This is a genomic window from Alteromonas sp. 4NS20-0143 (genome assembly GCF_057542855.1).
Window position 1 is genome coordinate 1 of the sequence record NZ_BAAJLR010000015.1, and the last position, 23,838, is coordinate 23,838.

A 23,838-nucleotide genomic window follows, 5' to 3' on the forward strand; every position below is an offset into this window, starting at 1 on the left:
GGGCTTTTCGTTAAATTAAGCTGCTATATCAATTTAGATGAAAGCGCTGAAATGTCCGATGCGATGCATTCAACGTTACTACTGCTAATTACGAGTAAAATTTTAATTCCTTAGTCTTTCCTAATATTACCTTCCCACTATCGACCACGTTCTTGTTATCCAAGCTCTTGTATCTTTCGAAAATGTTTTTAAGTCAGTCTTTAATCAATTCATCTAAAAATGTCGTTATTGTCATAATTGACATAAAACAACTAAGTTACACAAATGTGAACAAAAGTATAATGGTAGAAGTTGTATTTTATATCCATACTTCGATCGTTATTTAAACAAACCGCCTGAAATGGTGAGTAGTGAGGTATTGATGTGGCTGCTATCGCTTATAGTTTTTTTGATTCAATGATGTCAAAAAAGAGTACCGCCTTTGTAACATCGTTCTTGTTGATGCTCGCAAGTTGGGGTCTTGAATTCTCACAGATAAATCATCTTGGCTTAGTGTTCAGTTCATGCTGTGTGATTTACCTTTTAATGGTGCTTCAGCAATCTGATGCAGCACCTAAAAATAGGAGCGCAGGAAGTCAGGTAGCGAATACCAGCGATGAGTCAACGACGGCTGAATTTGAAGAGAAGCGCCATGGGAAGAGTAGCCATCAATTACAAGACACGCTTTATGATGTGAAAGACACCTTATCGGTGACGTCTTCAAACATCACTGACATTCTCACTACACAAAACGACGCGGTTACTACCTTAAGTGATGCGTTTCTGAGCCTACAATCACTGCTCTCGCAACAAGAATCCAGTATTCACAAATTGTTAAAAGATGATCAAAGCAGCGACCTTCCATATGCAGAGAAAATGCGTTCTTTTGCCAGTGATACAGATAATACGTTGACTAGCTTCATAGAATCTACAGAAGCCATGACTCAGTCTACGAAGTCACTTGAAAGCCAGGTTCAAACTATTCAACAAGCAATGCCTACTGTAATCGACGCCCTAGGGGGTATCGATGGCATTGCAGCACAAACAAATCTTCTTGCGCTAAATGCTGCGATTGAAGCCGCTCGTGCGGGAGAAGCCGGACGAGGGTTTGCGGTAGTAGCAGACGAGGTAAGAGCGCTATCAACTCGCTCAACCCAGTTTAGCGACGTGATCAAAAAGCAAATCGAGAACATCAAATCATTGATTGACCAGCTTACTGAGACAGCTGAGTTCGTAGCATCGCAAGATATTTCCCACGTTGTTAAAGCAAAAGACGGCATAAGTTTAGAGCTTAGCGGGATCATTCGAAAAGCAGAGTCCGACATTCAAAATGCCGATGGACTAGAAACAATCAGGCAGAAGTTGGCCGATGCAACAAACAGCGCCATTCGGGGTATGCAGTTCGGTGATATCAACAGCCAGAATTTAATTTATACGCAAGAAATTATCAGTTTTGTTACTGAACAGCTTGATTTGCTGTCTGCTGACAACGTCGAAGAAGTTCGAAATAGATTAATAAACTATAAAGACTCTTTGGCGCAGAGGGGGCAGGCTGACCACAACCCCGTATCAGCCACATCCATAGATGCAGGCGATATCGAGCTGTTTTAAAAGTGGACCCCCGGTTAGTTGTTATATCGCGATAAGATTTTTTACAAGCAGTAACGGCATTCTCAGCATGCCTATTCAATGAAAAACAGTGCAAAGGTGAATACACAATGAGTAAAAATATATTGGTTGTCGATGATTCTGTTTCTATTCGTCAAATGGTTGAAATGACGCTTAAGTCAGCAAATTATCAAGTCACCACTGCGCAAGATGGACAAGACGCTTTGGAGAAGTGTAGAGGGGCAAGCTTTGATTTTGTGCTAACCGATCAAAATATGCCCCGTATGGATGGTTTGTCTTTAGTGAAGTCGCTGCGAGGGTTAACTAATTTTAGGTCTACTCCCATTGTCATGCTCACTACTGAGGCGGGCGATGAAATGAAAGCAAAAGGAAAAGCTGCGGGTGCCACAGGATGGATGGTCAAACCGTTTGATCCAAACAAGCTACTTGATGTGATGAAACGAGTTCTTGGTTAAGCGATATTTTTCTTTTCAACGTCGTTAGGAGCAATCTCTCATGACAATAGATGTAACCCAGTTTCATGACGTATTTTTTGAAGAAAGTGATGAACATCTTCAAGACATGGAGCAGTTGTTAATGACGCTTGACGTAGACTGTCCTGACCAAGAGCAGCTTAACAGTATATTCAGAGCGGCCCACTCTATTAAAGGTGGCAGTGGTATTTTTAATTTCGACGCCTTAATGAATCTCACTCATGTGATGGAGAATCTATTAGATAAGGCGAGAAATCAGGAAATCCACGTTACCACCGGCATAGTAGATGTATTTTTACAAACGCTGGACGTTTTGAAAGACACCTTATCGGCCTATAAAGAAAAGACTGATCTCCCGCAAGCGCAGATAGATGCAAGCATCAAAGTGCTAGAAGACACATTGGCACAAGCATCACAAAGCAGTGTATCTGACCATAGTGACGTTCTCGAATGCACCAGTGACACTAATACTGACGAGATTGATGGATTTGGCTTCTTTGATGATGACGACGATTACGGCGTTATTAATAAAGTGTCTGAGGATGATTTAGATATAGATGCTGAAATAGCTGGCTTTGGTTTTTTTGATGATGAACCTAGTGAAGCCGAAGGGCAGCTAGAGGTTTCGGATAAAGAAATTAATGAACCAGAGCAGGTTGAAAAAAACGAAGTCGTTGATGAAGGGTTTGGTTTTTTTGAGCCAGAGAATCTCCCCGTTGCCCCCCCTATAAAAATCGAGGAGGCGAAAACCCCTTCGCAACCTATTGTTAAACCTGTGAAGCCAAAACCTAAAGCTGCTGCAAAAGAGGCGGCATCGATACGTGTAGATACTACCAAAATTGACGCTATGGTTAACTTAGTCGGTGAGTTAGTTATTACTCAGTCAATGCTTTCAAATGTGGGGCAGGAAGTAGAAGGTCAGATAGGCGAGCGACTGCAGCTAGCGATAGATGAGCTTCAGCGTAATACTCGAGAAATTCAAGAGTCGGTGATGTCTATGCGGATGTTACCAATAAACATGACGTTTAATCGTTTCCCAAGAGTGGTACGAGATTTATCAACCAAGCTTGGTAAGCAGGTTGATTTAGTTATCCAAGGTGGCAACACCGAAATTGATAAAAGCTTAATTGAAAAGCTGGTCGACCCACTCACTCATTTAGTTCGAAACAGTATCGATCACGGAATTGAAACTCCTGAAAAACGTATTGCTAGCGGAAAATCCGAGAAAGGTACTGTGATCCTTAGTGCAGAGCAAAAAGGCAGTAGCATCATCATAGGTATCATCGACGACGGGGCCGGTTTAGACAAAGAACGTATATTACAAAAAGCTTCGCAAAATGGGTTACCTTTATCTCCCGATATGCCCGACAGCGAGATATGGCAACTTATCTTCCAGGCCGGCTTCTCTACAGCCGAAGAAGTAACTGATGTGTCAGGCCGCGGTGTGGGTATGGACGTGGTACGCCGAAACATTGAGTCCATCGGTGGTCGGATAGAAATAGAATCATCAAAGGGCGAGGGCTCTGCTTTTTACATCCATTTGCCGCTAACGCTAGCCATAGTCGATGGCATGTGTGTGTCAGTAGGTCAGCAAATATTTGTTATACCACTTCTAAATGTTATTGAGTCATTTCAACCTACATCATCGCAACTGAAGACACTTGGAAATGAGCAAGTGCTGTGGATTCGAGATCGTTATTGGCCCTTAGTTTCCCTAACCCAATTAATGGAAGTCGATGATGGCGTTACTGAGCCTACTCAAGGCATTGTTGTGCTACTTGAGAGCAGTAAAAAGCGCTACGGCGTTCTGGTTGACTCTCTTGTCGGACAGCAACAGGTGGTGATTAAAAGCCTAGAACAGCATTACAAAAAAGTCGCAGGTATTGCCGGCGCAACCATTATGGGCGACGGCAAAGTTGCCATGATCATCGATGCCGATTCAGTGGCAGTTAATTGCGCCACTGTAAAAAATAGCGAGGTTTCAGTATGAGTGAAGCAGTACTTCAACAGGCAGTAAGTGCGTCTAAAGAAAGCGAGTTTTTGAGTTTCATATTAGGCGAAGAACACTATGCACTGGACATTACAACGGTTAAAGAAATACGCGGTTATGAGCAGGTAACAAAAATTGCTAATGCACCCTCTTTTATCAAGGGCGTGATTAATTTGCGAGGCGATATTGTTCCAATAGTAGATTTACGTTTGAAATTTAACGTGGGTGAAGCGACTTATAATCAATTCACTATCGTCATTATGTTGAACGTACATGACCGCATTGTGGGAATAGTAGTAGACGGCGTCTCAGATGTAATAAGACTCTCTGAAGGGGACATACTTCCTCCGCCGGAATTTGGTGTTTCTTTTGATAGTAAATACTTACACGGGTTGGCTGACATTGATGAAAATATGGTGATTTTAGTCAATATAGAAAGCCTTATCACTAGTAATGAATTGGGTCTAGTTGAGACAAAAACAGCATCGGTAGAGGAAGAATAAAATGGGTATCATGACGTGGATAGAAGACTTTACTAGGTCGACTGAATTTACACAGGCACTTTGCAACAAACTGGCTTTAGACGCTACCTCAAGTAGCATCATTCTGACTAATGCAGAAGGCAATATCGTTTATGCGAATGGTTCGATGAAGCAGCTTATAAATCAGAATGAGCACGTTTTTACCACTGCATTTCCTTCCATATCGGTCAGAAATATTGAAGGGATGGATGTAGAACTTTTCTTTAAACATTCCCCTTTGCTGTGCAAAACATTTAACGATCTCACTTCAAAGACATCGTCCGAGATGAAGATTGGGCCACTGACGTTTGAACTTACGTTTACGCCGTTTTTTGATGAAAGCAATAATCAAATTGGTACGATGATCGAATGGGTCGATCTATCAAAAAAGCTTATTAAAGACACGATGCTAGATGCACTGGATAAGGCGCAGGCGGTCATTGAATTTACGCCTGAAGGCATCATCGTGGCTGCCAATGACAATTTCTTAAATGCACTGGGCTACTCGTTAGACGAGATAGTAGGCAATCACCATAAAATGTTTTGTGATGCCAGTTACGTGAAGTCTTCGGAATATAGCGAATTTTGGCGAACGCTCAAAAGTGGCAAGCTCCACAGCGGTGAATTCTGTCGGCTTGATAAGCAGGGTAAAGAGATATGGATCCAGGCTTCATACAACCCAGTCCTTGACGGCGATGGCAATGTAATACGCGTTGTGAAATTTGCTACCGATATCACAGCGACCAAACTAAAGAACTCTTATTATGAAGGGCAAATCAATGCCATCAACAAAGCTCAGGCTGTTATTGAGTTTGACTTAGACGGTTACATATTAACGGCCAACGAAAACTTCTTAAACACGGTAGGTTATAGGTTAGAAGAGGTGCAAGGTAAGCACCACAGTATGTTTGTGAAAGATGATTACAAACGTTCCACTGAATACGCACAGTTTTGGGAACAGTTGCGACAGGGCTCCATGTTTAACGACGAGTTTGAGCGAGTCGGGAAAGACGGCAATTCAGTGTGGATCCAAGCATCTTATAACCCAATAATTGATCAAAATGGTCGCCCATACAAAGTGGTGAAATTTGCTTTAGATATTACAGGCCGCAAGCAAGCCATTAGTGATATCAGACATGCGATGAACGAACTGGCTCAGGGTAATTTAGATTGCAAAATTGAACATGAATTTGAGGATGAGTTCCAAGACTTAGGCAATTCGATTAACCGTTTTATCGGTGATATGCGCCGTATTATAGGCACAATTAATGATGTGATGAGCAGGCTGTCTAATGGCGACCTTACCGCGGTTATCGAAGACGAATTTGAAGGTGAATTCCAAGTTTTAGGTGATGCGATTAATCAATTCGTTAATCAAATGTCAGGCACCATCGGCTCTATTTACGAGGCGGTAGAAACAATAACAACAGCATCTTCTGAAATTGCTACCGGCAACTCTGATTTGTCTAGTCGCACCGAACAGCAAGCGTCAAGTTTAGAAGAAACCGCATCGAGCATGGAGGAGCTCACAGGTACCGTGAAGCTTAATGCTGAAAATGCTGAGCAGGCAAATGCGCTTGCGTCGCAAAGTTGTGATATTGCGACCAAAGGCGGCGACCTTATCCGACAGGTAGTTGATACCATGTCATCTATCAATGCATCTGCTCAAGAAATTTCAGACATCATAGGTGTTATCGACGGTATAGCGTTTCAAACCAACATACTTGCGCTAAATGCGGCGGTTGAAGCCGCAAGAGCGGGAGAGCAAGGAAGAGGTTTCGCAGTTGTTGCCTCAGAAGTAAGAAGCTTAGCGCAACGTTCAGCAGAAGCAGCTAAAGAAATTAAGGAGCTTATTTCAGGCTCGGTAAGCAAAATTGATGGTGGCAATAAGTTAGTCAATCAGTCTGGCGACACCATGGAAGAAGTTGTCACCTCGATTAAACGCGTAAACGATATTATGTCTGAAATTGCTGCTGCAAGCTCAGAACAAGCCTCTGGTATTGAAGAGGTGAGTAAAGCAGTAGTACAAATGGATGAAATGACTCAGCAAAACGCTGCGTTAGTGGAGGAGGCCGCTGCGGCAGCTGAAAGCTTGCAACAGCAGGCGAGTGGATTATCAGAGCGTGTAGCCACGTTCAAAATAGGTGAATCCCATAAGACACAGCAACAGCCTGTGCCTACAGCAAGGCTCTCTCACCAATCCCACAGAACGGCATCGGTTGCCTCGCTGACTAATCACAGAGCGCTACAACCTAAAGTACCTAGCAGCGATGAGTGGGAATCGTTCTAAAACATAAAGCGGCTGTCCTTCGGGGAGTCGCTTTTTTATTGTGTTTATCGAAATAAATTAATAAGGCTAAATTATGGGTGTTTTTAATCTTTTTCAAAATGACGAACTCATCGCTGCACAAAGTTTAACTAGGTTCCAAGAGCAAGCGTTAAGTGAAAGTAGCGCGTGTTTGATGTTGGTAGACGGGAGTGGGGCGATAACGTTTGCGAACAAGGCATTTTTTAAATTGGCAGAAGAATACGCTGCTAAGTTTAGAGAGCATTTGCCCTCAATTAACTTCCACTCATTAAACGGAATGGCTTTATGTTCATTTTTTGCTAACCATAAAGAGTTGAGCTCTCGCTTTGAACATTGCCAAACAAAAGACACCTTTCTGCTGCCTATTGGAGAGCTGATATTTACATTGAATGTCTCTGTTATTAACAGCGCAGAAGGAGAGATGCTCGGTTATATGGTTGAGTGGGTCAACGATCAAGAGCTTCAGTATAAAACTGGGCTATTAAATGGACTGGACAGAAGCCAAGCCATAATTGCTTTTACTCCCGATGGGATAGTGGAAGATGTTAACGATAACTTCTTGCAAGCGACTGGATATACAAAAGACGAGCTAATAGGCCGGCACCATCGACTATTCGTTACTACCGAGTATGGTGTGTCTGAGGAATATAAGCACTTTTGGGCACAGCTTCGAAGTGGCGAAAAAAATACCGGTGAATATTGTCGAGTTGCGAAAAGTGGTGAAAAAATCTGGATCCAAGCATCTTACAATCCTATTTATGACAAGCTGGGTAACATTGTTCGAGTAGTTAAGTTTGCAACCGTCATAACAGAGCAAAAACGCAAAAATGCGAATTACGAAGGGCAAATCAATGCAATAGGTAAGTCACTAGCAGTTATTGAATTTGATCTTCAAGGTAATATCCTTTTTGCCAATGAAAACTTCTGTTCAACCACAGGGTATGACCTGGGTGAAATAAAAGGCCAGCACCACAGTATCTTTGTTGAGCCTAACTATAGAATGAGCCCAGAATATGCTGCATTTTGGCGAGACTTAAAAAAAGGGGATTATAAGGCTGGCGAGTTTAAGCGAATAAGAAAAGACGGCAGCGAGCTTTGGATCCAAGCGTCTTACAACCCAATATTCGATGAATTTGGTCACCCAGTTAAAGTAGTAAAATACGCGTCAGATGTGACAGAGCAAAAAATGCAAAATGCGTTTAATTTGGGACAAATTAACGCTATAGGCAAATCTCAGGCCGTCATCGAGTTCGATACGCACGGCAATATTATTACTGCAAACGATAATTTCCTCGCAACCGTTGGTTATACCCTCGAGGATATCGTAGGCAAGCATCATTCTATCTTTGTTACCGAGACTGAGCGTGATTCTGAAGACTATCGCACATTTTGGGAAAAGCTAGCTCAGGGGCAGTTCTATTCCGGCGAGTTTCATCGCGTTGCCAAGGATGGTTCAGACATATGGATTCAAGCAACATATAATCCGATTTTAGACGTTAATGGTAAGCCGATTAAGGTTGTTAAGTACGCGAGTAACATTACGGAACAAAAAGTACAAAACGCTTATTTCGAGGGGCAGTTGGAGGCTATTGGAAAGTCTCAGGCAGTAATAGAATTCAATATGGATGGAATTATTCAAACTGCTAACAAAAACTTCCTTCAAACCGTTGGTTACACCCTGGATGAAATAAAAGGTAAACATCACAGTATGTTTGTTGATGCTAGCTATCGTTCAACCCATGAGTATGCAGCATTCTGGGAGTCGCTGAGAGAAGGCACATTTTCAAGTGGAGAGTACAAGCGAATAGGTAAAAACGGAAAGGAGATCTATATTCAAGCAACCTATAATCCAATCCTTGACCACAATGGAAAGCCTTTCAGGGTCGTCAAGTTTGCGACAGATATTACTGGCAGAACTCAGGCGATAGATGAAATTAAGCACGTAATGGAACGATTGACGGAAGGCGATTTGACGGTAAGTATCGAGCATGCGCTTGAGGGCGAGTTTAAAGTGCTTGGAGGTTCAATAAACCAGTTTATCGAAGAAATGCGAGGCACCATACTAAACATCAATTCTGCTGTTGAGACAATTAATACCGCTTCAAGTGAAATTGCCTTAGGTAACTCAGACCTCTCGTCACGCACAGAGCAACAGGCTTCAAGTTTGGAAGAAACCGCATCCAGTATGGAAGAGTTGACTAGCACGGTTAAGCTAAACGCAGAAAATGCTGAGCAAGCTAATGCACTAGCGGCACAAGCAAGCCAAATTGCGACTGAGGGCGGAGATGTCATTGGCAAAGTAGTTAATACAATGACGCTTATCAATGATTCAGCTCAGGAAATTTCAGATATCATTGGTGTGATTGACGGCATTGCATTTCAAACAAATATATTAGCATTGAATGCAGCGGTAGAGGCTGCAAGGGCTGGAGAACAAGGCCGTGGGTTTGCTGTTGTTGCCTCCGAGGTTAGAAGCCTTGCTCAACGGTCTGCTGAAGCCGCTAAGGATATCAAGGAACTCATTTCCGATTCGGTAAGTAAAATTGCCAGCGGAAACCAGCTAGTAGTTAAATCAGGCGACACAATGGGCGAAGTCGTCACCGCTATTAAGCGCGTAAACGATATCATGTCAGAAATCGCCGCTGCGTCATCTGAACAAGCTGCAGGGATTGAGGAAGTCAGTCGAGCAGTGGTTCAAATGGACGAAATGACACAACAAAATGCAGCGTTAGTGGAAGAGGCAGCAGCTGCATCAGATAGCTTAAAGCTTCAATCCGCAGAATTGAGCGATCGTGTTGCTGTATTTGAAACAGAAAAGGGTACAAGTAAAGGGCATCAATCTAATGGTTTGGCAGGTCATCGAACGCGTTTAGGTTTAACACCAAGAGCCGTCTCTAATACGCTAAACCATCGTACGAATACGGTAAACAATAGGAAGGTATTGTCTCCTGCATTGCCAAAAGATGCTGAGTGGGAGTCTTTTTGATGGGAGCCATGCCACCTAAAATAGCATCGACACGGGAGTTCGCCTTTGAAAAGGGGGACTTCCTTAAAGTGCAACAAATGCTATTTAAAAAAGCGGGTATTAAACTAACCGATGCAAAAGAGGCAATGGTTTATAGTCGCTTAGCGAGGCGAATAAGAGCGAAGGGTTTAACAAGCTTTAGTGAATATTTAGCGGTTGTTGATAGGTCTGAGAATGAGCTAGAGCAATTTATAAATGCGCTGACGACCAACCTAACATCGTTTTTTAGAGAGCCTCACCATTTTACTGCGCTGGCTGATTACCTAAGAGATAACCCGCAGGTTACCACAATTTGGTGTGCTGCAAGCTCCACAGGCGAAGAGCCTTATTCAATTGCGATGGTTGTTGCAGAGGTCTTCGGGAGCTTTAAAACGCCTATTAAAATAATTGCGTCAGATATCGACAGCAAGGTTTTAGCCAAGGCTAAAGAGGGAGTGTATCCACTTGCGACAATTGCAAAGGTATCTGAGTCTAGGCAAAAGCAATTTTTTCATAAAGGCAAAGGCAGCTTTGAAGGTAAAGTGCGCGTGGTGGAAGAATTACGGCAAATGGTGCAGTTTAAAAAGCTCAATTTAACTGAACCTAAGTGGAGTATAAGCTCACCATTAGACGTTATTTTCTGTCGAAATGTAATGATATATTTTGATAAACCGACGCAGCTTAAAGTACTGACTAAAATGGTTGGAATGTTAAAGCCGCAAGGGCTCTATATGGCGGGGCATTCCGAAAATTTCAATATGCACACTAATCTTGTAAGGCCGGTAGGTAAAACCATATATCGTCCGGTTAAATAGGAGTGCCAGTGCACACTAGCGATTTCGATTCTCCTATTGCTTATTATGATAAACGCTTCGGCGTTCAGGCTATTAAGCTTCTTCCGGGACAGTATGCAGTGACTAAACAAGAAAAGCTGTTAGTTACAGTTTTAGGCTCTTGTGTTGCTGCGTGCATCTACGATCCTATGACGGGAGTAGGTGGAATGAACCATTTTATGCTGCCCACAATAAACAAAACGGCGAATGAGCTAGAGCAAACGGAGTGCACGGCAACAAAGTATGGTGTTTATGCCATGGAAGTGTTGGTAAACGAACTTGTCAAAGCAGGTGCGGATAAGCGCAGGCTAGAAGCAAAGGTATTCGGCGGTGGACGGGTTGTTCCATCATTCATTCAGCATGATGTAGGCCGATTCAATGCAGAGTTTGTTGTCAGCTTTTTAAATACAGAACGCATTCCTATAGTGGCAAGTGATTTATGCGAAGAATATGCCCGCAAGATTTATTTCTTTCCTGCAACGGGAAGCGTGTTCATGAAGCGAATTAATGAATTAAATAACGCCACTATTATTGAGCGGGAGAGTCAGCATCGCTGGAAACTCTCAGAGCGCAAGTTAGTTGGCAGTGTTGATATATTCTAGGAACGTAAGTGATGACAATTAAAGTGTTAGTTGTAGATGATTCGGCATTGATAAGGCAGATATTGGGCGAAATAATAAAAAGTGAGCCTGATATGCAATTAGTTGGTGCTGCGCCAGATGCTTTTGTCGCAAAAAAGTTAGTGCAAGAAACTCAACCAGACGTTATTACCCTTGATATTGAGATGCCTAAAGTTGACGGTTTACGATTTCTTGAGGTACTCATGAGTGCTCGGCCCACGCCGGTGGTAATGATATCTACCCTCACTGAAAAGGGAGCAGATGCAACGTTCCGCTCCCTAGAGTTGGGCGCAGTCGATTTTGTGGCGAAGCCCAAAATTGGAGTTGCTGAGGGCATGGCTGCCTATCATGAAATGATTGTCGAAAAAATTAGAACCGCTGCACGGGCGAGAGTCAAAAAGCCAGCGAAGAGTGCAGGCGAAGTATCGACGATAAAGCCAATCAGCTACCAAGGCACAGAAAAACTCATTGCTATTGGCGCTTCAACTGGAGGCACTGAGGCAATAAAAGAAATACTGTCAACTTTTCCAGCCAATGCACCTGCGACAATTATCACTCAACATATGCCTGCGGGATTTACAACAACTTACGCAAAGCGATTAAATTCAATATGTCATATAACCGTAAGAGAGGCTCGAGGGGGCGAAAGGCTTTTGCCAGGACAAGCCTATATTGCGCCAGGCGATAAACATATGGAAGTTGAGCGAAGCGGTGCTGATTATCGGATAAGGCTTACAGACGGTCCTCGAGTTTCGGGTCACAAGCCTTCTGTCGATACTCTTTTTTATTCGTTATGTAAAAGTGCTGGTAGCAATGCTATTGGTATATTGCTTACAGGGATGGGCAGTGATGGGGCAACGGGATTACTTGAACTGTACAACGGTGGTAGTGAAACATTTTGCCAAGATGAGGCAAGTTGTATTGTTTATGGCATGCCTAAAGTGGCGATAGAAAAAGGCGCAGCCAAAAATATTGTTTCGTTGTCTAATATGGGCAAAGAAATTTTACAAGCGGTCGATAAGATGGACGCAGGGAGCAGGTTGTAGGCACATAGGTCAGTGAGCGAGATACCACGCTTTTTATATACCTAAGTTAACTAGGGCGTATTGATCTTTGTTGTACTAGTTTAGCCCCCTTCGGGCAGCGCCTGTGAGCTATTTATCCTACGTTGAATGATTTCGATTTAGCCCGCTAGACCTTCAACCATTCGCCTTGTCTAAATAGCTCACAGACCGCTGCAAAAATGTACAGCAAAGATCAATACGCCCTTACTCTATAACCACAGTAAAAAACACTTTTAGACTAAAGAGGTCGTTGAGACTTAGCTGATAAGATGTTTAACTACGCGTGATGATTAATGTTGTTGCCATAACCTGCTGTTTTATGGCCACTACTAGGGATGGGTTAATTGTCAAAACTTGCAAAATGCTTAAATCTATACCATAACTGATGGCGTGTTGATAAGAGTCGGTAGTCTTATTCAAATGAAATGGTCGGTATAAGGGTGTGTTAAAAATAAGCAGATTTATTACTGCGTATATTTTTCAACACCTAACAAGAATAAATGACCTGCTATAGTTTTTATCAGATTTAGGGCAAATCAAACCCAGTGTAACTGGTACATAACTTATAAAAAATTATACGAGTAATCGGGGACTCTTATGAAACAGCAAACACTTATCGCACTATCGGCCATCGTATTCTCTTCCTCTGCATTAGCAAACGGTGGGTTCGAGCCTACTAAAAAAGAATGTGTAAATGTTGGTAAAGAAATTATTCGAGTGAGTAGCGAGATGAACACCGCGTCATCGGGTATTCAAAAATCTTGGCTCAAGCGTCAATTAAACGCCTTAAATACAAAGCGTAGTTCTTGCAGTACTGAAGGTTTCCAAGCGAAACGTCCGGAATTAGCAAAGCTTTAATACGCTCACTTCATACCGAATTAAAAAAAGACCTTGCCGTAAGCAAGGTCTTTTTGTTTGCGCTACTTAATTAAGTAGATAATCAAGCGTTAAAAACAGAAGGGATTAACTGGTCTAGCGATTCAATAGAGTAGTCCGGAGCCAGCCCTAACGGGTACATCATTTTACCAGGGCGTTCGACAAACGCAGTATTAAGACCTGCCGCTTTAGCGCCACTCACATCCCAGCCATGTGCCGCAACCATTAATGTATCGTTAGGTGCTACCTCAGCCTGTTGGCAGGCCCAGTGGTAAACGCTTGGATAAGGTTTGTATGTGCGGATAGATTCTACGCTCAGCACAATATCAAAATACGATTTAATATTGGCATAAGACAGCTGTGCCTCTAACCCTGCACTAGAAGAGTTTGATAATGCTATTAGCGTGACGCCTTTTTCCTTTAAGGCTTTTAGCGTAGCCGCAACATCGTCGTGTGGTGGCAGAGAAGTAATGTGCTGTTTAATCGTTTGCTTAGCGTGTTCTTGGGTTAACTGAATACCCTTGCTGTAAGCAACCATCACCAGTGCTGCTGCCCCAATGTCTATAAAATCATGAAACTGAGAAGAAGCAACATCAACCAAACTGTGATGAAGTAAATTGGCGAACCACAGATCAATCAGGGTTTCATCGCCATCTAATACTTCAGCAAGTCCAGTTTTCATTGCATTAATATCAAGAAGTGTCTCATTAACATCAAAAATTAGCGCTTTGATCATTGTTATCGTTCCCTTATACAAATGTCATTGCACAAGACTAACGATTACTGATATTGAATGACATAAGCATCTCATCAAGAATGTCATCTAAATTAGACAGTTTCTCCGATGTAATGAATATACTCATGTTCGATTGCACCTTAATATCACCGGTAGATAGCTCTTCTTCAAAGGTATTATCCAGAGCAGTTTGCACTCGCTCTAAAAACGTTCGCGCGCTTATTTCATCAATATTATGTAGGCACAATATAAATTGCTCTGGGCCAAAACGGCCAAGAATATCGCTGCCTCTCACCACGTGTTGAAGTGTTTTGGCTATCTCTCTTAGTACGTAGTCACTTTTTGTTGAGCCAATCTTTTGATTTAGCTCGCGAAAGTTGCTCAAATCAAAAATCGCAATAGCGATAGCTCGTCCATCTTCAGGGGTATCAAGCTTGTTGATACGGCTGATAGACGTTTGCGCATTGAGTAATTGTGTTGCAGGGTCGATAGCCTTAGACGCGAGGTGTCGCTTGCGAAGATAAAAACCTAAGCCTGCCATTAGTATTAAAACAATGGCTATTGCGGCGAAAAGCGTGTTTTTACGTAAACGCTCAGTTCTTTCTATCTCAAATTCTAAATCGTGTATTTTATTATATAAATTTGCTGCGCCGAGAATTTTAGCAGAGCTTTGGTTTTCCTTTTGTTTTTCATTAACCAATTTTGAGTAAGATGCGAGGGCAGCTTTGGCACCTTCTAAATCGTTCAAAGCAATATATAGCGATAAGTTAAAGCTTAGGTAGTCTAGGTTCTCTCGAAACTTAGGAGGAATAGTAGTCTCATTCTTTTTCATGCTATTGAGGTAATTCTCAACACAAGGAATGTCGTTTTTAAATAAGCATATCTCCGCTACATGCCATTCATATAGCGATTGATAGAATGAATTCGATATCGCAGATATTGCCTCTTTAAACTGAGGTAGGTAGTACCCTAATTTGTTGAAGTCTCTTTGTTTTCGGTAATAGAGTTGCAGCGAATATTGATACAAAAAGTTAGTGTAAGAATTGCCAATTTCTTGGTTCAGCTGCCCAAGCTCTAATATACGCTTATAAGCCTCGTCTGTTTGACCGCTTGAGGCGAGTGAAACAATAGCGCTGATCAAAATCGACACCTTGTTACTACCTTTATACACCTGTAAACCAAGTTCGTGCGCTTTAATATATTGCTCGGCAGCGAGTGCATGCTGCCCTAAGCTTCCATAAACAAGGCCTATGCTATTGCGAATATGTGCGAGTTCACCTGGGCTGCCCTTATCTGAATATCTATCTAACACGTTGAACATTTTGCCTAATCGCTCGGCAATAGAATCTGCTTCTGAGCAATAGGTAATAATAGCTAGCGAGGCACTAGTAAATATGTCGCTGTGCTCAACAGGAGATGAGAGGGTTTTGGCCCGTTCATAAAACTGGCAGCGAGCAGGGTTTTCTTTCGTATCGTAAATAAACCCTATTTGATAAATGGCTGAAGCAAACGCATAAGAGGTTGTATCAATATTAGGTTGTTCAATACTTTCAAGAAGTTTTTTTAGCGCTTCTTCATGTTTACCGCTGCAAATTAAGAAATGAGTTCGTGCAGTGGAAAGTGCGAAGCGCTGATTGCCTGTAAGAGATTCTTTTGCCAAAGTGGTGTCTAACTCAGAAAGCAAGCTAGCGTCAGGGCAGTCGTAAGATACAGTTCGCACCTTGGCTATAAAGGCTTCAATATCGCCGTTAGCTGCCAATGAAGAGCGACTAAAAAATAACGCGGTTACTGTAAAGAGTGTTATCGATAAAATAGATGCAAAATATGTCGAGCGCATATTGTTTCTTTTCTAATTTTTTTTGCAATCATAGCTAGTTATCGCCACAACTACCACCCAACGTGCCCATAAGTCTACTTTTTACGAGCACAAAAAAGAAGACTTATGGGAAATGTAAGTTAATGAATGGTGTTATCGCCAAAGCTTACTAATATACCAACGCCCACCAAAGCGATGACCGACCACAATAAAGTCGCTTTAGTGGCTTTCTCTCCTAATACAAAGGCAACACCAAGAGACATTAATGCGCTGGTAGCGATTAGAGTTTGTACTACAGCTGCTTTCGCGTAGGCAAACGCAAACATCTGTAGATAAATTGCTGCTGTTGTACCCAGTAATGTTGCTACAACAAAGGCGGGCCATACGCGTTTGCCTTCAGTAATAACGGGTAGCCACCGAGTTTTTGTTACGGCAATAAAGGGCACAACAAACACCATACCGCCCACAAGCCGCAAAAAGGCTGCACTTGCGGCATCAACGTCGCCGCTTCCTAAAATATCGCGACTAACCACTGCGCCAACAGCCTGACATAGCGCGGCTCCAACACCATATAAATAGCCGCTGGTGGCGAATACATGAGTAGCGCTACGCTTACGAGCTTTAATAACCATATCGACAGAAAAAAGCACTACAGCCACGCCTATCCACTGCTGCCATGTAATCCATTCGCCAATAAAGGCCATGGAGAATAGGGCAGTGAATAATGGCGCAAGAGTTTCAGCAACAAGTACAGCTTGGCTATCGCCAATGCTTTGCAGCGCTTTGAAAAAACACGTATCGCCAATGCCAATGCCAATAAAGCCACTCACCAACAGCCAGACAACGGCGTTAGTTGAAAATAAAGCAGGCTGAACCGCAATTAATACAACGCTAAGCAACGCAATGGAGATTAAGCCTTTCCAAAAGTTCATGGTAAGTGGCGAAAATGCGTTTCCTATACCGCTGAACAAACGTGCCGCAATAGCCCAGCAAAGCGCAGTTCCTAATGCTGCAAATACACCCATGAATAACCCTTCTGTGGTGAGGTATAACGAAAAAGAGCGGCTATGCTAATGCAAAGATAGAGTTTAGGTAAGCCTGTTCTTTGATATCCATGTAAACACAAAGGTTTTTAATCTAAACGTAACGGAATACGTATGTTGTTAGTGGCATATTCATACCTAGATTTTTTAAACCTATTATTTGAGAGCACACATGAATTTAGATGGTGTTAAAGGCGTTATATTCGACCTAGACGGTACACTAGTGGAGTCGAGTTTAGATTTTACAATAATGCGGAAAACCATTGGGTGCCCTTTAGATGAAGACATACTCACGTTTGTTGATGCGATAGACTGCGAACGTAAAAAGGCAGATGCCCACAACACTATTTTGCAGCATGAACTGGACGACGCTCGGAATGCGAAGTGGCTGAGTATAGGTCAAAAGATGGTAGAAAAGGCGCAAGAGCACAACTTGCCCATGGCCATAGTGACTCGAAACTGCAGAGAGGCCACAGCAATTAAGCTAGCGAACAACAACATCCCCATAGATTATGTGCTCACGCGAGAAGATGCCCCGGCAAAGCCTGATCCAACCGCATTACTCATGGTTGCGAAAGAATGGCAGCTGCAACCTGCAGACTGCCTATATGTAGGGGATTTTATTTATGACCAGCAGGCTGCTGAGAATGCAGGTATGCAGTGGTTGATGGTTTAGATTGAGATAGATTTTCCGCCCGGCGGTGTCGGGTGCTTCGGGAAGATAGTTTCAATCGGTTCCAGTTCAATCACATTAGAATTAAAACCTCCATATACTTTAGTATATTCTTCAACCGTTAGCTCTTGCATGTTTGTTTTTTGTTCGATATTCATATTGTTAACCTCTTTCAAAATTAGACGCTCTTACTAAGCGAAGAAAGATTAATAATAATTTGGTCATATGGACATGCGAAAAAAGACAGCTGCCTTTCCACGTCACTTATTGAGTCTATTTGGCTCAATTTTAATACCTTATCTACTAATATACTCATCACAAGTAATAGCTTTTGGTGAAACCTTAGAAGGACAAACTGAGCTAGCAGGAATACCCACTGGAATTATCCGAGACATCGAGGTTATAGGAGATACTACGTTTGTCTCTGCTGAAAATGGCGTCTTTAGATTGCTAGGCGGTATTGCTGAAAAAGTGAGTTATAAAGGGAGCAACACATTATCTGGGACAATATCTGATGCCGCCTTTGATGGAGCTGGCGGTTTGTGGCTGGTTGAATACGGTGCAGGAGTTTTTTATTTAGATCTAAAAACAAATGAATCTGTAGAAATGTTCCCTGATGCTCGCTGGACGAAATATGCGTGGAAAATCTCAGACACGGGGAGGTTTCTTGTTGTATCGCTGATTCAAGGAGTGCTTGTTGTTGATAAACAGACAGAGGAGATCCAGGCATGGGCAAATTCAATCGGGGTTGAAAAAGTAAATGATGTTCTCAGTGTTTCGTCTTCTCAGGACGGAGTTGTTTACCTTGTATCAAGCGATGCTCTTATTAAAGTAGACACGGTAAGCCAAGAAGTTTTTCGCTTTAATAAAACAGACTATTTCAACTCTCTTTCATCAATAGATGCTGTAGCTGTTAAGCATGATAGGGTGTTTATTGGGGGGGCTGAGGGGGTATATGAATGGAGCGAGAGAAATAAAACTAAGATATTTTATCCTTTTCATTCCGATATCTCACTACGTGACAAAGTATCAGTCATATTTGTAACAAAGACAGGAAGAGTTTTAGTCGGGGCAGGGGGGCTTTTTGAATTAGGTAAAAAATTTGTAAGATCCCCTAGTTTTCTTGCGCCACTTCTTACCTCTGAAGGCGTATTCAGTATCGTAGCAATAAACGAATTGTCAACTGGTACCCTTTTATTGTCGTCCTCTCAGTTAGGCCTGATTACATTAACTGAAACCCAAGAGGCAGTAAATTTACTCCACTTTGAAAATAATGTGCTCAGACGAAATGTGATGCGGCAAGGTTTCACAGAGAGTGGCGACGTATCAATACAAATCGGTGACGACGAATATCAACTTAAAATCACATCTGGAGAGCTCAATTTACTAAACGGAGACTATGATAGGAAAAATAGTTGTATTGACTTCAGAGTAAAGGGCTACGCACAGGGCCTGCAAAAACCTCAATATTTTTGTGAGTCTTGGGACGGACAGCTAGTCACCACAGACAGTCCGTTTTTTTATCTTTATCAAGATGACGGTGAATCTCCATCTTACATGCTGATTGATGAGTCTGATATCGGCAATGTGATAGATACAATCTCTGCACCCCACGGGATGAAGGAGGCTTTCGTGGCCTCATCTGGTGAGCTTGTTGGTTACGATAACCACAACACTATCCATATCCAGCTGTCGAAATTTAATTGGAAATCAATCTCTCCAGATGAGGGGGGATGGAATGGAATAACCTGTTTGCTTGAATATATGGATCGCTATGTTGTTTGCACGGCAGGCCAAGGAATTCAGGAACTGAATAAAAAAACAGGCGAACTCTCATCATCTGATATTTTAGGAGGTTTCCAAATCAAATTTGTGCGAGGCGCTGGCCTTACCCAAGCGGGAAATCTCTGGGTTGCAACAAATATGGGGTTATATGTCCGTACTAGCTCTGGACTCGAGTGGTTATTGAATTCTACAGATGGGATTTATGATTCTGACTTTGAATACCAAAGTGTCTTAGTGGTGGGCGATAAGCTTCTAGTTCTGGGTGATAAATATTCATATCTTATTGATGAAAAGAAAATGCTGGAATCACTCGAAGAAGTCAGAAGTAAAAAGAGCAAAGTCATTTTTACAAAGTCAATTTGGAGCTCTACAGATTCGAATGAGTACAGTAATTACGAGTTTGGGCATGATGAGACTCTATTGCTTGATAATGACTTTGTTGAACTATCGGTTGAATTTAGTACCAATAACTATGTTGAGCATCAAACACAGGAGTTGGCGTTTAGAATAATAGGGATTAATGAGCAGTGGAAAATTCATTCAGAGTCTAAAGCCTTCCTATCAATATCCGACATTGAACCTGGTAATTACACTATCGAGGCTAAAGTAAGTGGTGAGGGTAACCCCGTAAGTAGCATCAATTTTGAGGTGAAAAAACCAATATATCTTCTTTACCCCGCAATGATAATTTATGCAATTAGCCTATTTTTGTTATTCATGCTTTTTCAACTCGGAATATTGAAAAAGCTGTTTATCTCGTTTAAGAAAACCCCACTCTACCGCCAACTCACCCGTTATGAAATAACCGATGGCGAATCAAAATTTGAAAAGATGCTGAAAAGTAAAGAGCGACATATCAGCGAAATAACGCATGAGCTAAAAACGCCTATTCAAATTATTCAGGGTACGCTGTCTAGCGTCAAAGAAACCACCAAAGAAAGCGATAGCGTTTTAAAAAGCATTCAACTGAACATGAAGCGGGTGGAACAGCTAGTTAATCAAATGCAAAAGGATACCCCTAGAGCATCTGCGGTCTCCGATTATTTTACTACCTATACCACAGAAAATATGGCTCATATCGTCAATGCGCTAGAGCCTTTAGCAAAAGCAAAACGACAAAATTTAGATATGCGAATAAAAGGAGACGGCACAGTTTCCTTAATCACCGATAGCCTCGAAAAAATTGTGGTTAATCTGGTTGAAAATGCAGTCAAATACACTCCTGAGCTAGGAACCGTAAAAGTAGTGTTCGCAATTGAAGCTAAAACATTCAAGATAACGGTGACAGACAATGGTGCAGGTATAGCGCAAGAACAGCACGAACATGTATTTGAACGTTTTACCCGATTTAGCAATGATGAAAAAGGCGAGGGTTTAGGTTTATCCATCGTTAAAAATTTAGTGGAGTTAAATCAAGGCGAAATCCAGCTAGACAGTAAACAAGGTGGTGGCACCAAAATTAGTGCAGTATTCCCCATTGATGATACCGAATACATTAACGCGCAATCAGACATGCAAGACACAGCGCAATGGCAAGGAGACAGAAAAACCCTTCTGATAGTGGATGATAGCAGAGAATTTCGAACCTACTTATTTGACCTTTTGTCACCGAAGTACCGTTGTCTAGTCGCGAAAAATGGTAAGCAAGCTTTTGAAGTATTGCGAACCCATATAGTGTCGCTGGTAATATGTGATCAGCTAATGGGTAAGTTTGATGGCTTATCACTTACTAAGGAAATAAGAGAGCACGACTCTCTCGGGGCAACGCCTATTCTTATGTTTACCGCGAGTTCAGATCCTACCGTCGAACAAATAGCACTAGAAATGAAAGTAGATTATTACTTAATGAAGCCAAGTTCGAATCAGGAAATTGAAATGCGTGTCGAGCATCTATTGGCCATCAGAGATACAAATGTTCAGCCTGAGAAAGGCATCGATACCGAACTGTTTAAATATGGCTGCTTGAGTATTCCAGAATTTAAGACTGAAAAGGACATGGCGTTTTATCTTAACTTCATTGCAGTGCTTGAAAATCATTATCAAGACGAAGAATTTAGTCGGGATCAGGCTGCAAAAGCACTGCTTATAAGTCCGCGAAGTTTAAATCGTCGTATGGCAGAGCTATTTGATTATAACTTTAGCGAATTCCTTTCTCGCTATCGCATTGAAAAGTCGATACCTATTTTGCTAGAAGGAAGCAGCATATTAAATGCCTGTTTAGATGTGGGGTTTGCAACATCGGCGTACTTCTCAACTTCGTTTAAAAGAATAATGGGCATACCGCCTAAAAAATTCGTAGAGCAACGAGGCAATACGCCTATTCAATAATACGGAGTGAGAGAAAGATTAAATGTATCTCCGCCTCTCCGCTAAAAAGCCAATTAACATAAACGATGCTACAAAGCCTGCGCCTTGGTATTGCCAAGGTAAGTAGGCTATGACGTGTTTTAAAAAGGGGGCGCCGTATAAAGTGAGTGCTCCGTAGCCAAATGCACACAGCACAACAAACAGACTTATTCTGATAGTAAAGTGGTAGGGGGCTAAAATACGTTTTACGTGACCATTTATAATATCACCGTATACCACCAAAATAGTCGCCATCAGCATAATGCTCATTTCTGTATAGTATGGGCTAAGTGCCCGTGATAGCGCGCTGAATAATTCGTTCATGTAAATCTACTGCTCAATATTTATCTAATCGTGAAGCTAATAGCATGGAAATGCCATTGGCATTCACTATCTAGCTGAAACTATAATTCTACTTATAGTGTAGTAGTTCGAAAAGCTTTACCTTCCCTAAAGACAGTATCATTTTGAATGGGCTTACGAGTCACACTTTATTAGTTATCTTCAATAGGCTTTGCGATAGATGTTTTCAATATCATCAACACTTAATTGTTTAGGGTTGTTGCGTAGTAATCGGGTTACTTTGCTAGCATCTTCTGCTAGTTGAGGAATTACACTTTCTGGAATATCGAATTCTCTTAAGGTGCGTGGTATGCCTACATCACTACATAATTTCTCTACTGCGTTTAATAAAGTAGTAATCGCAATGTCTTTCTTGCTATCCGGCGGGCAAAGTTTAAGCAACAGTGACACGGCAAATAGTTTGTCGGCGCAAAACGGTGCATTCGCTCGCAGCACATGAGGTAACATAACCGCGTTGCTCATGCCATGTGACAAGTGAAAGCGTCCGCCCAGCGGATAAGCTAAAGCGTGAACCGCGCCCACGCCGGCATTTCCAAATGCAAGGCCAGCCATTAAACTGCCAGTAGCCATCTGTTCCCTAGCCACGAGATTTTCACCATTTCTGTACGCATGAGGTAAAGAATGAAATATCAGTGTCATCGCCTTTTCGGCAAGTGCGTCGGTTATGGGGCTCGCGTTTACTGAAATAAATGCTTCCAACGCATGAACAAAAGCATCAACTCCACTAGCAGCAGTAATAGATTTAGGGCATGAAAGCGTCAGCTCTGGTGCCACTATTGCTACATCAGGTAACAAGCAGTGGCTTACAATCCCTTTCTTTACCTTTTCGATAGGGTCGGCAAGTATGGCAATATTGGTAACCTCCGAACCAGTACCTGCAGTTGTTGGCAGTACAATGAGTGGTAGTGACCTTTCCTTTATCAGGTTTTCACCAAATAAATCAGAAATACTTCCTTTATAGTCGTATGTGGCTGCTACAACCTTTGCCGCATCTATTGCACTTCCGCCTCCTAGTGCAATAACACCATCTATCTTAGTGTCACGAAGTTGGCGTACTTTATTTTCTATAATGGTGACTTCGGGCTCGGCGGGAATATCATCAATAACGAGGGTTGGCTCAAACGGTAACTTGGCAAGCAACAAGTCGAATAGCCCCGCTTGAGAGACACCTTTATCAGTCACTACCGCAAATGAGCTTATAGATAGTCGATTGATTTCGTCTGCAAGTGCATTAATGGCACCAGCACCGGTAATGAGTTTGCCAGCAGTTTTGAATTCAGAAATCTTCATGTTGTCTTGGTTACTCTTTATATGGGTAGTATTCACTAATCTATAGTAGATAACGCTATATACAAATTAGTTGCGTTTATACTTTTCGACAACTCTTACATATTGCTAATTAGATATTTGGTGATACATAAGAGGCAATGAAGTAGTGAGGCTTTACCAAATTTGCACAATAAAAATCCGTTTTGTTCGAAGATTATTCAAAAAAACGAAATATGACAGTTTTTTGAAAATACTTGTTGACGTGAGCGCTCAGATCCCTAAAATGCGCATCCGCTTCGGGGGAAAAGCAAAACGACTTACCCAGCTCTTAGCAAGAGAAGCAAGTCATTACTAACCTCTAAGGCCAGTAAAGACGGGAGTTTCGAAGTAACACTTCAGAAAATAAATTTTCAAAAAGTGTTGACAGCAAAAACTTCCAGCGTATAATGCGCACCTCACTCAAACGGAGTGAGTCACCAAGAAGCAACGGCTTATGGTGAGGTTGCACTA

18 protein-coding genes are annotated in these 23,838 nt (G+C 42.0%); 12 read left to right on the top strand and 6 right to left on the bottom strand.

Translation table 11 applies throughout. From position 1 onward, the window contains the following. Nucleotides 1-363 precede the first annotated feature (363 nt). The 10 genes from AC27HD_RS18470 (at nt 364) to AC27HD_RS18515 (ending at nt 13,279) form a co-directional block, all read left to right on the top strand. Nucleotides 364-1,590, top strand: a complete 1,227-nt coding sequence (locus AC27HD_RS18470) for a methyl-accepting chemotaxis protein (RefSeq protein ID WP_487107730.1) — start codon at nt 364-366, stop codon at nt 1,588-1,590. A gap of 107 nt (nt 1,591-1,697) precedes the next feature. Further along, entirely contained in the window at nt 1,698-2,063 is a 366-nt protein-coding gene (locus AC27HD_RS18475; RefSeq protein ID WP_032095903.1) for a response regulator, read from the top strand. 40 nt (nt 2,064-2,103) lie between these two features. After that, the gene (locus AC27HD_RS18480) at nt 2,104-4,071 is read left to right on the top strand and encodes a chemotaxis protein CheA (protein WP_487107733.1); all 1,968 of its coding nucleotides are present in this window, start codon (nt 2,104-2,106) and stop codon (nt 4,069-4,071) included. Further along, nucleotides 4,068-4,574: a chemotaxis protein CheW gene (locus AC27HD_RS18485; RefSeq protein ID WP_032095901.1), complete on the top strand. Its 507-nt coding sequence runs from the start codon at nt 4,068-4,070 to the stop codon at nt 4,572-4,574. Before AC27HD_RS18480 ends, AC27HD_RS18485 begins: the two co-directional genes overlap by 4 nt. Before the next feature lies 1 nt (nt 4,575). Further along, complete coding sequence (locus AC27HD_RS18490; RefSeq protein WP_487107735.1) at nt 4,576-6,882, top strand: methyl-accepting chemotaxis protein; 2,307 nt, start codon at nt 4,576-4,578, stop codon at nt 6,880-6,882. A gap of 73 nt (nt 6,883-6,955) precedes the next feature. Beyond that, entirely contained in the window at nt 6,956-9,886 is a 2,931-nt protein-coding gene (locus tag AC27HD_RS18495; protein WP_032095899.1) for a methyl-accepting chemotaxis protein, read from the top strand. An 8-nt stretch (nt 9,887-9,894) separates the two neighbouring features. Next, nucleotides 9,895-10,719 (top strand): CheR family methyltransferase, encoded by an 825-nt coding sequence (locus AC27HD_RS18500; RefSeq protein ID WP_032095907.1) that lies wholly within the window; start codon nt 9,895-9,897, stop codon nt 10,717-10,719. Between the two features lie 2 nt (nt 10,720-10,721). Further along, nucleotides 10,722-11,339, top strand: a complete 618-nt coding sequence (cheD, locus tag AC27HD_RS18505; protein ID WP_416360032.1) for a chemoreceptor glutamine deamidase CheD — start codon at nt 10,722-10,724, stop codon at nt 11,337-11,339. 11 nt (nt 11,340-11,350) lie between these two features. Next, nucleotides 11,351-12,403 carry a protein-glutamate methylesterase/protein-glutamine glutaminase gene (locus tag AC27HD_RS18510; protein WP_032095897.1) on the top strand — a complete coding sequence of 351 codons (1,053 nt, stop codon included), beginning with the start codon at nt 11,351-11,353 and terminating at the stop codon, nt 12,401-12,403. A 615-nt stretch (nt 12,404-13,018) separates the two neighbouring features. Beyond that, nucleotides 13,019-13,279: a hypothetical protein gene (locus AC27HD_RS18515; RefSeq protein ID WP_032095896.1), complete on the top strand. Its 261-nt coding sequence runs from the start codon at nt 13,019-13,021 to the stop codon at nt 13,277-13,279. A gap of 82 nt (nt 13,280-13,361) precedes the next feature. Here the strand turns inward: AC27HD_RS18515 and AC27HD_RS18520 are convergent, their stop codons facing one another. The 3 genes from AC27HD_RS18520 to AC27HD_RS18530 form a co-directional block, all read right to left on the bottom strand. After that, complete coding sequence (locus AC27HD_RS18520; protein ID WP_487107738.1) at nt 13,362-14,033, bottom strand: haloacid dehalogenase type II; 672 nt, start codon at nt 14,031-14,033, stop codon at nt 13,362-13,364. Nucleotides 14,034-14,070: 37 nt separating this feature from the next. Continuing rightward, nucleotides 14,071-15,870, bottom strand: a complete 1,800-nt coding sequence (locus AC27HD_RS18525) for a GGDEF domain-containing protein (RefSeq protein WP_487107740.1) — start codon at nt 15,868-15,870, stop codon at nt 14,071-14,073. 119 nt (nt 15,871-15,989) lie between these two features. After that, entirely contained in the window at nt 15,990-16,874 is an 885-nt protein-coding gene (locus AC27HD_RS18530; protein WP_487107742.1) for a DMT family transporter, read from the bottom strand. A gap of 190 nt (nt 16,875-17,064) precedes the next feature. Here AC27HD_RS18530 and AC27HD_RS18535 point away from each other — a divergent pair, with 190 nt between their 5' ends. Next, a complete protein-coding gene (locus AC27HD_RS18535) occupies nt 17,065-17,568 on the top strand; it encodes an HAD family hydrolase (protein WP_032095892.1) in 504 nt (167 codons plus the stop codon). On the opposite strand, the gene AC27HD_RS18540 is transcribed toward AC27HD_RS18535, so the two are convergent. Beyond that, nucleotides 17,565-17,723 carry a hypothetical protein gene (locus AC27HD_RS18540; protein ID WP_487107744.1) on the bottom strand — a complete coding sequence of 53 codons (159 nt, stop codon included), beginning with the start codon at nt 17,721-17,723 and terminating at the stop codon, nt 17,565-17,567. The genes AC27HD_RS18535 and AC27HD_RS18540 overlap by 4 nt on opposite strands. 73 nt (nt 17,724-17,796) lie before the next feature. On the opposite strand from AC27HD_RS18540, the gene AC27HD_RS18545 reads away from it, so the two are divergent. After that, nucleotides 17,797-21,678 (top strand): hybrid sensor histidine kinase/response regulator transcription factor, encoded by a 3,882-nt coding sequence (locus tag AC27HD_RS18545; RefSeq protein WP_487107746.1) that lies wholly within the window; start codon nt 17,797-17,799, stop codon nt 21,676-21,678. A gap of 18 nt (nt 21,679-21,696) precedes the next feature. On the opposite strand, the gene AC27HD_RS18550 is transcribed toward AC27HD_RS18545, so the two are convergent. Both AC27HD_RS18550 and AC27HD_RS18555 read right to left on the bottom strand, forming a co-directional pair. Then, the gene (locus AC27HD_RS18550) at nt 21,697-22,020 is read right to left on the bottom strand and encodes a DUF3392 family protein (protein ID WP_032095891.1); all 324 of its coding nucleotides are present in this window, start codon (nt 22,018-22,020) and stop codon (nt 21,697-21,699) included. A gap of 180 nt (nt 22,021-22,200) precedes the next feature. Next, on the bottom strand, nt 22,201-23,349 hold the full coding sequence (locus AC27HD_RS18555) for an iron-containing alcohol dehydrogenase (RefSeq protein WP_032095890.1): 1,149 nt from the start codon (nt 23,347-23,349) through the stop codon (nt 22,201-22,203). Nucleotides 23,350-23,838: the final 489 nt, after the last annotated feature.

Bases quoted from the DNA above. Each gene is read 5' to 3' on its own strand.
- AC27HD_RS18475 (WP_032095903.1), top strand. From the start codon at position 1,698: ATGAGTAAAAATATATTGGTTGTCGATGATTCTGTTTCTATTCGTCAA.
- AC27HD_RS18480 (WP_487107733.1), top strand. From the start codon at position 2,104: ATGACAATAGATGTAACCCAGTTTCATGACGTATTTTTTGAAGAAAGT.
- AC27HD_RS18485 (WP_032095901.1), top strand. From the start codon at position 4,068: ATGAGTGAAGCAGTACTTCAACAGGCAGTAAGTGCGTCTAAAGAAAGC.
- AC27HD_RS18490 (WP_487107735.1), top strand. From the start codon at position 4,576: ATGGGTATCATGACGTGGATAGAAGACTTTACTAGGTCGACTGAATTT.
- AC27HD_RS18495 (WP_032095899.1), top strand. From the start codon at position 6,956: ATGGGTGTTTTTAATCTTTTTCAAAATGACGAACTCATCGCTGCACAA.
- AC27HD_RS18500 (WP_032095907.1), top strand. From the start codon at position 9,895: ATGCCACCTAAAATAGCATCGACACGGGAGTTCGCCTTTGAAAAGGGG.
- AC27HD_RS18510 (WP_032095897.1), top strand. From the start codon at position 11,351: ATGACAATTAAAGTGTTAGTTGTAGATGATTCGGCATTGATAAGGCAG.
- AC27HD_RS18515 (WP_032095896.1), top strand. From the start codon at position 13,019: ATGAAACAGCAAACACTTATCGCACTATCGGCCATCGTATTCTCTTCC.
- AC27HD_RS18520 (WP_487107738.1), bottom strand. From the start codon at position 14,033: ATGATCAAAGCGCTAATTTTTGATGTTAATGAGACACTTCTTGATATT.
- AC27HD_RS18525 (WP_487107740.1), bottom strand. From the start codon at position 15,870: ATGCGCTCGACATATTTTGCATCTATTTTATCGATAACACTCTTTACA.
- AC27HD_RS18530 (WP_487107742.1), bottom strand. From the start codon at position 16,874: ATGGGTGTATTTGCAGCATTAGGAACTGCGCTTTGCTGGGCTATTGCG.
- AC27HD_RS18535 (WP_032095892.1), top strand. From the start codon at position 17,065: ATGAATTTAGATGGTGTTAAAGGCGTTATATTCGACCTAGACGGTACA.
- AC27HD_RS18540 (WP_487107744.1), bottom strand. From the start codon at position 17,723: ATGAATATCGAACAAAAAACAAACATGCAAGAGCTAACGGTTGAAGAA.
- AC27HD_RS18545 (WP_487107746.1), top strand. From the start codon at position 17,797: ATGCGAAAAAAGACAGCTGCCTTTCCACGTCACTTATTGAGTCTATTT.
- AC27HD_RS18550 (WP_032095891.1), bottom strand. From the start codon at position 22,020: ATGAACGAATTATTCAGCGCGCTATCACGGGCACTTAGCCCATACTAT.
- AC27HD_RS18555 (WP_032095890.1), bottom strand. From the start codon at position 23,349: ATGAAGATTTCTGAATTCAAAACTGCTGGCAAACTCATTACCGGTGCT.